Source organism: uncultured Proteiniphilum sp. (genome assembly GCF_937873925.1).
Lineage (GTDB): Bacteria > Bacteroidota > Bacteroidia > Bacteroidales > Dysgonomonadaceae > Proteiniphilum.
Genome location: NZ_CALNAT010000043.1, coordinates 23,597 through 30,691 on the forward strand (window position 1 = coordinate 23,597; position 7,095 = coordinate 30,691).

Below are 7,095 nucleotides of genomic sequence, written 5' to 3' on the forward strand. Positions count from 1 at the left end.
TTTACACTTTAAATTCCGGAATTTTGTTTTTTATCCGACTATTCTCATAAACTCCTGATTGGTGCGGTATTTTGCAAATTCCAGATCCTTCAGCGCCTTTGCAGCAATGCTTCTGTCGCGGCCGATAGCAGTGCGTAAGTTGGAAACCACGTCATTGAAGTTGTTGGTCCTGGATGCGATCACGGCAAGCAGATAAGCCGTAACGGCATCGGGATTTTCTACGGCTTCCAGTGTCTGTTTTGCTTTATTGTAATCTCTTACCAACAGTTGTGCCAGACCGGCATTATTGCTCTTGTGCTGGCCATAAGCGCCTACTGCCTGGTTATAGTTGCCCTGCAACAGGTTGAGCAATCCCATGGCTTCGTCGAGTCCCGCAGCGCCCGCAGATCGTCCCAGCAGTTCGTTGGCTGTATTCAGATCATTGTCCATGATAGCCAGCAGGGCTTTGTTCATATTCACTTCGGGTGCAGAGGGGTTTACCTGGGCTGCACGGTCGAATGACTGTTTTGCTTTGGCATAGTCGCCCCGTTTATAGAACATGGTACCTATATTGTTCCATCCCCTGTAATCATTGGTGAAGTTGGCGGTCACATACTGATAGATCCGTTCTTTCACGCTTTCGTCGTCGGTAAGCGTAGAAGCATACAGCAACTCTTCCGGAGACAGTTCTTTCGGGTTGTTATTCCAGGCAGTCATGATCTCATCATCTGACTTGCCAATGATCTCGATATTGGCAATGATACGTGAACGGCGTAGTTGCGGCAGAATAGTGCCGGCGAGTTCCTCGAATACGTAAGAGATGTTTTTGATTTCTTTTTCGCGGGTTTCGGAATCGGGATACATCTCCAGCACACGCAGGATCAGTTCTTTATCCTGCAGATTGGATCCGGAAACCAATTGACGGAATCCTTCCCAGTCCTCAGCCGTATAATGTGCATATACTTCTGTATCGATATTCCTCTTGTCCAACTCACCTGCCAGATATTTCGAAGTGTTCTGCTCACGTTGTGCGGCAAGCTTTTCATTGAGAGAGAGGCCGCCATCGGGTGATGCATAGGCCGAAACCTCCACGTTCACATTCTGCCGGGGATCGTTGAATGCTTCTTCCACACGACGTTTCCATTCGGTCATATCGCGTTTGCTCAACTCGCTTTGACGTAGGTTGGCCTGTTGGATCACAAACATGATATTGGCTTCCTGGGCTTCCTGGATAATGCGTTGGAACCCGTCGGGCGCAACCGAGGGCACGGTGGTCTTCACATCAGCCAAAGCAGAAGTTGCGATCACGCCGTCAGCCACTTTCAGGTCGGGCAAATTAGAGCGTTTGTTTTTAATTCTTCCGTCGAATCGGAGGTATAGTTCCGACGATTGCATCTCAGGATTGTAGGGGAATGAGCTATTCATGGAGAAATTGCCTCCCCTGTTTTGGGGAATAGTCACCCTGTTACCGGAGATGTTCTCTCCCTGATAGCTGTAGGGAGTGCCGGCAATTTCACCGCTCCCATACTTCAGGATGGGGGTGATGGTTACCGTAGCATTTTTGTTGAACCATTTTTCGGGAAATGTTCCGTTGATGGTCACAGGAATTTGGTTGCCCACCGTTTCGAGTGGGGAAGGCGTTACGTTGAAATTGTTCTGCGTAAGCGGCTTCAGTTTACTGCTGCACGAAGTGGAGAAAATAGCGACTCCGACCACGAGCAAGAGGGCTAAAATACGAGATTTTCTTTTCATGTTGTATTTATTTATTTTTACATCGATCAATTTTCCAACTATTTCACTAAAGTGAGAACAGAAAACATTGCTGACTTGAGTGAATCAAATAATATGCAAATTTACCCAATTCCGGGTAATTAAAAAAACAGGTTGATTGATATTTTACTATTTTCTCAATATTTTATTCCATTAATATTCAACTATATTAAAGTCAGTTGTTTGGATTTTTATCCGACTCTTTCAAATATACTTGTTCATTTATTGTTGCCGGAGGGCTTTCCAGAAACTTTCGGGTAAGTAGACATTGGGAACTTCAAGGGCGCGGGTAAAAAGAGGGGAGATCTCCGAGTCATGAAAGCCGGCAATGCCACAGCCCACACGTGTTACCAGGAAAAGAAGATCGGGATGGGAAATCGCAAAATCAATAAATTCCTCCACGTAGGGGCGAATCTCTTCTACTCCTCCGTGCATGGTGGGGATGCCGTAAGATTGTCCCTGCAGCCCTGCCCCTTGTCCCCAAATCGCACCGAATTTCTCATGTGCGGTACGGGCAGCTCCGCCTCCATGAGTCCCTTCCAGGTTACTGCCGAATACAAAGATCTCGTTCTCCTGCAGATCAGAGATATAATCGGGCGTTACTCTTCTGTTCATTCTTTTATGTCAGGTTTATACATATCTGCCGCGGTGATACCGCATTCATCCTTCATCCGTATACAATATTCCAGTTTGCCGAAGTCGCCGTCCGCGTTATTGGTGCCGAAAGTAAATTTCAGGCCGGCCTGTTTGGCTTTCAGAATGAATGCCTTGTTGGGGATCTTATATCGGTGGTTGATTTCCAGTGCCTTACCCGCAGCTGCCATGGCAGCGATCACTTTATCCATACGCTCTTCCGTCCAGAATTCATCGTACCGGTCGTTCATTACATCAGGTAAGAAATTGGGATTCACATACACATCCATCGGCTCCTGCATCACGTCCACGATCTTCTGCACGATCAGATCCATGTACTGTTCTTCATTTTCGATAAACACCTCTTCGGGTATCCACAGGCGCGTACGACGGCCTTTGGTGTCTGTAAAGGTGAGGGCATCGGTGAAGACATAGTCAAACCGGTCGCGTACCTCTTTCGAGAAAGTTTCCGGCCATTCCCTGCCTTCTCCCTGCATGGCCTGGATAAAGGGTTGCCCTTGCATGGCTTCAAGGTATTGGATCACCTCTGCGTCATTGGTGATGGGGAAGCCGATGCCGCAGTTGGGGGCCAGCGCGTAATTGATGCCGTAGCGGCGTGATTGTTCCGCCGCCTGCTCCGCAGTGATCCCTTTCAGGTGTACATGGTAGTCAAGTACCGGAAAGTTTTCCTGATGCAGCCGGATGATCTCATCGGTGGTTTCATCGATAGCCGAGGCCATTTGCGTAGCAGGGTCTACCTTACTGTTGAGCGGGGTGACTGTGATCGATTCAATGAGGATGGCGTCTTCCGTACAGTGGACGGCGAATTTCCCTTTTGAAAGCAGTTGTTGTGCATTTTGAGCCGTACGGTAAGGCGATTCCGGTTCAATATATTCCACCACGGGGCTTCCGTTGACTGATACGGTAATGGCTTTTCCTTCCACCCGGATCGTCATATCGAATGATTCGTTGGCTTTGACAGTGGATTTCGTGAGGTTACGGACTCCCAGCAGACTGCCTGTTTTTGTCCACCATTCCGCACTTTTCAGATCATTGTTCAACGCGACCCGGTATCCTTTTTCCCCTTTATCATCGGTATGGAAAGCGATATAGCCTTTTCCATTGTTTACCGTAGAAGCGAGTACATGGAGTTCGAAATCGGTATAATTTCCTTTTTTAAGGAAGATGGACGATCCTTCTTCCATCCTGAGCATCTGGTCTTTCAGGGTCAGTTCACCCTGGCTATGCCATTGAGCCGTACTTTCCCCGCTGAGCAGGAGTTTCGGAGAATTACCGCCTGAGCAGGAGATCATTCCCGTCAGGATAATGGAAAAAACAAATAAGATATTGTTCATACGATTGTTTTATTTTATATAAGACCGGTTTTACATTTAAAAAGTAAACAGAAGTTCTAGGGTAATCTTGTCGGAATCCATTTCTTCATTCGATGCGAAAATATCCATTTTATGATTTACCTGGTACCATTCATAATCGAGCCGGAGAATGGAAGAAAAACGTTCCCTTTTAAATCCGAAACCGATTCCTGCTGTCAACCGGTTTACATCGAATCCATCCACATCCATTCTTTCGTCAATGGCATCCCATCGAACGGCAGGTTTGACAAATTCAAACAACTTTGTCCGGATGGGTATCACATACGCACCTTGCAGATAATAGGAGAGCATATCGGTGTGAAACTCTGTCTTACTTTTCCTTTTCAGAATCTCGGTCTCTACTTTCCAGTTTTCTTTCTCGTACCGCAGGTCAGCGCCATAGAAGAGAAAATGGGTAGTATCGTTGTTCGGATAGTCGTATATTTTAGCTGTCATGCGGATACCTTGCATACTGCCCAATTCGATTCTCCCACCATATGACATATTCTTTTTCCAGACCGGATCGTTGATCGTATTTCCGTTGAACAGCCCAAACTCAATCTTCGCGGGAACAGCGCCGAGAGGAAAATTATATTTAGCCAGGAAACCCAGATCCCTGGTACTTAAAAAATATTTTCCCAGGAAAGCGCGGTTGGCGAACATCATTTCACCCGGACTCACAATATAGGAATTGAATAACGGAATGCTGGTCTGTCCCAGTGTAAGTGAGAGCCTTTCGAGGGGTTTCAAGGTGCCGCTCAGGTCCAGTACGCTGAATTTTCCTTCGTTACTGAGCTCCAGCTGTACCCTGTAGGCCGAATAGGGATTGATATCTCCCGATACGCCGATACGGGAATTACGGACAGAGAAACGGGACATGTTGGTCTTGTATGCATATTCGAATTTATTTTTTAACGTTCCGTCGACTTTGAAGTTGGGATAAGCAACTGAGTCGGTTTCCCGGGCAGAGAGAAAAAAAGAGGAGAATATAAATAATGCAGATAGTGCAATGGATATCTTTCCATGTAATGAATCGGATGTATTGTTTCTGATTGTAATTCCGTTTTCCCCCTGAAGTGACATTGTTTGACGTTGTTCCATTTTATTCTTAGTATACCTGTTTTGTATTATATATGAAGATATTTTGAGAAATATTACTTCGCTTTCAATTTGCGTTAATTGATAAAAAACTGCTCGAACCCCTCGGAGTATTCGATACCGAAGGAACCGTCAGGTTTCTCATAAATGAAATAATAGTGTAAGCCGGGTAATTTTCCGGCTATTTCAATTGACTGCTCCATTCCCATGACCATAAAAGCAGTCGCATAGGCATCGGCGGTCATGCAATCATCGGCAATTACGGTGGCACCCAAAATATCGAGTTGTGTCGGGTAGCCGGTCTGCGGATCGATGGTGTGGGCGTATTTTTTTCCCTCTTTGAGGTAATAGTTACGATAGTTACCCGAGGTCGCCATCGATTTATCGCATAAGGAGAGCACTGTTTGAAGGTCGTGCAACATACCGGTGGCGTCGTCAATAGGTTTATCTATACCGATTCGCCAACATTCACCCTTGTCGTTCACCCCTTTCGCCGCGATCTCTCCGCCGATCTCTACCATATAATTCTCTATACCGTAACTTTCCAACAGATCGGCAATTACATCACAGGCATATCCTTTGGCTATGGCTGAGGTGTTTATCTGCACACGGGGGTCGGTTTTGACAATATTTCCCCCGGCGTCGACCGATATTTTTTCATAACCGACAAAGTCTTGTAGGCTGTCGATAATTTCCGGGGTGATGCTGTCCATGTTCTGAAAACCAAAACCCCAGGCGTTGATGAGCGGGGAGATGGTAATGTCGAATTTTCCACCTGTCGTGCGTGAAATCTCTTCCGATTTACGGAATACCTCCAGGAAGAAAGAATCGGGTTCCACCGGTTCATTCCGATTCACTTTCGTAATGATAGAGTTCTCTTTGAAAGGATTCAACGACATATCAAACCTGTTGAGTTCCGCTACTATCTCCTCCTTTAACGAACGGTTATAGGCATATTTGATATGATATCCGGTGGTGAAGATCTCTCCCTGATCCTGATAATAGAGATCGTTCCGTTTGTTTCCCGAAGTACAGGAAAGAGAGAGACACACACACAGCAATACCATGCTATACAGATATTTTATTCCCATATGATTATTTTATTTAGAGTAAAAAAATAAAGAATCAAAACACAAGATGCAGGGATCAAGACCTTCCCTCCTTCCTCAGAATTCCTCCTCGATCCGGTAATGGTTTCTTTCAGGTGCGTTTCTCGATACCAGTTCGCCCAGGAATCCCGCAAGGAAGAGCAGGGTACCCAGGATCATCATGGTAAGGGAGATATAGAAATAGGGTGACTCCGTGACCAGCCGGTAGGGATTGCCATGGTGCATATCGTGCAGTTTAATGATCCCCACAAGGATGATGGCAATTAGTCCCAGTAGGAACATCAGGCTTCCCCAGAGTCCGAAGAAGTGCATCGGCTTTTTACCAAACCGGTTCAGGAACCAGAGCGTCATCAGGTCGAGATAGCCGTTTACGAAACGGTTTGCACCAAATTTGCTCTTCCCGTATTTTCGTGGACTGTGGTGTACCACCTTCTCTCCTATACGGGTAAATCCTGCATTTTTGGCCAAGACGGGGATCCAGCGGTGCATATCATTATAGACCTCTATGCTGGTGACCAGCGATTTGCGATAGGCTTTCAATCCGCAGTTAAAATCGTGGAGTTTGATCCCTGATACTTTTCTGGCCGTGGCATTGAACAATTTGGACGGCAGGTTCTTCGTCAGTTTGTCATCATATCGTTTCTTTTTCCAACCCGAGACCAGATCGTATCCCTCTTCTTTGATCATCCGGTAGAGTTCAGGGATTTCATCAGGACTGTCCTGAAGATCGGCATCCATAGTAATGATCACATCCCCCTGCGCTTTCCGGAATGCACAATGCAGGGCGGGTGACTTACCGTAATTCCGCCGGAATTTAATTGCCTTCACATTATCCGATCCGTTTCTCAGCTTTTTAATGATTTCCCACGACCCATCGCTACTTCCGTCGTCTATAAAGATGATCTCATATGAAAACTTGTTTTCCTGCATGACCCGCTGAATCCAATCGTGCAATTCAGCAAGCGATTCCTCCTCGTTGTAAAGCGGTATGACAACTGATATATCCATTAATTTTCTTTTATTACACAAATTTACACGATTTTCCTGTGAAACCGGCATAATTCAAATAATTATTATCCCAGTTAGATGCTTACTTGCTATGCCAGAAGATAAGCTTTGCGGGGTCTTTGCTC

Annotated in this window: 6 protein-coding genes; all 6 read right to left on the reverse strand. The window is 46.0% G+C overall.

Features of this window, described 5'->3' with window-relative positions; genetic code table 11:
• Nucleotides 1–30: 30 nt before the first annotated feature.
• Nucleotides 31–1,731, reverse strand: a complete 1,701-nt coding sequence (locus Q0502_RS03000) for a tetratricopeptide repeat protein (RefSeq protein WP_298646952.1) — start codon at nt 1,729–1,731, stop codon at nt 31–33.
• Nucleotides 1,732–1,971: 240 nt separating this feature from the next.
• Nucleotides 1,972–2,364 (reverse strand): hypothetical protein, encoded by a 393-nt coding sequence (locus Q0502_RS03005; protein ID WP_298646955.1) that lies wholly within the window; start codon nt 2,362–2,364, stop codon nt 1,972–1,974.
• Nucleotides 2,361–3,737 (reverse strand): DUF1080 domain-containing protein, encoded by a 1,377-nt coding sequence (locus tag Q0502_RS03010; protein WP_298646958.1) that lies wholly within the window; start codon nt 3,735–3,737, stop codon nt 2,361–2,363. The genes Q0502_RS03005 and Q0502_RS03010 overlap by 4 nt, the downstream gene beginning before the upstream one ends.
• Before the next feature lie 36 nt (nt 3,738–3,773).
• Entirely contained in the window at nt 3,774–4,856 is a 1,083-nt protein-coding gene (locus Q0502_RS03015; RefSeq protein ID WP_298646960.1) for a hypothetical protein, read from the reverse strand.
• Between the two features lie 74 nt (nt 4,857–4,930).
• Complete coding sequence (locus tag Q0502_RS03020; RefSeq protein WP_298646963.1) at nt 4,931–5,944, reverse strand: FAD:protein FMN transferase; 1,014 nt, start codon at nt 5,942–5,944, stop codon at nt 4,931–4,933.
• Between the two features lie 75 nt (nt 5,945–6,019).
• A complete protein-coding gene (locus Q0502_RS03025; RefSeq protein ID WP_298646965.1) occupies nt 6,020–6,970 on the reverse strand; it encodes a glycosyltransferase family 2 protein in 951 nt (316 codons plus the stop codon).
• Between the last annotated feature and the right edge of the window lie 125 nt (nt 6,971–7,095).

Excerpts from the sequence above, each read along its gene's own strand:
- Q0502_RS03000 (WP_298646952.1), bottom strand. The coding sequence starts at position 1,731 with ATGAAAAGAAAATCTCGTATTTTAGCCCTCTTGCTCGTGGTCGGAGTC.
- Q0502_RS03005 (WP_298646955.1), bottom strand. The coding sequence starts at position 2,364 with ATGAACAGAAGAGTAACGCCCGATTATATCTCTGATCTGCAGGAGAAC.
- Q0502_RS03010 (WP_298646958.1), bottom strand. The coding sequence starts at position 3,737 with ATGAACAATATCTTATTTGTTTTTTCCATTATCCTGACGGGAATGATC.
- Q0502_RS03015 (WP_298646960.1), bottom strand. The coding sequence starts at position 4,856 with ATGGAACAACGTCAAACAATGTCACTTCAGGGGGAAAACGGAATTACA.
- Q0502_RS03020 (WP_298646963.1), bottom strand. The coding sequence starts at position 5,944 with ATGGGAATAAAATATCTGTATAGCATGGTATTGCTGTGTGTGTGTCTC.
- Q0502_RS03025 (WP_298646965.1), bottom strand. The coding sequence starts at position 6,970 with ATGGATATATCAGTTGTCATACCGCTTTACAACGAGGAGGAATCGCTT.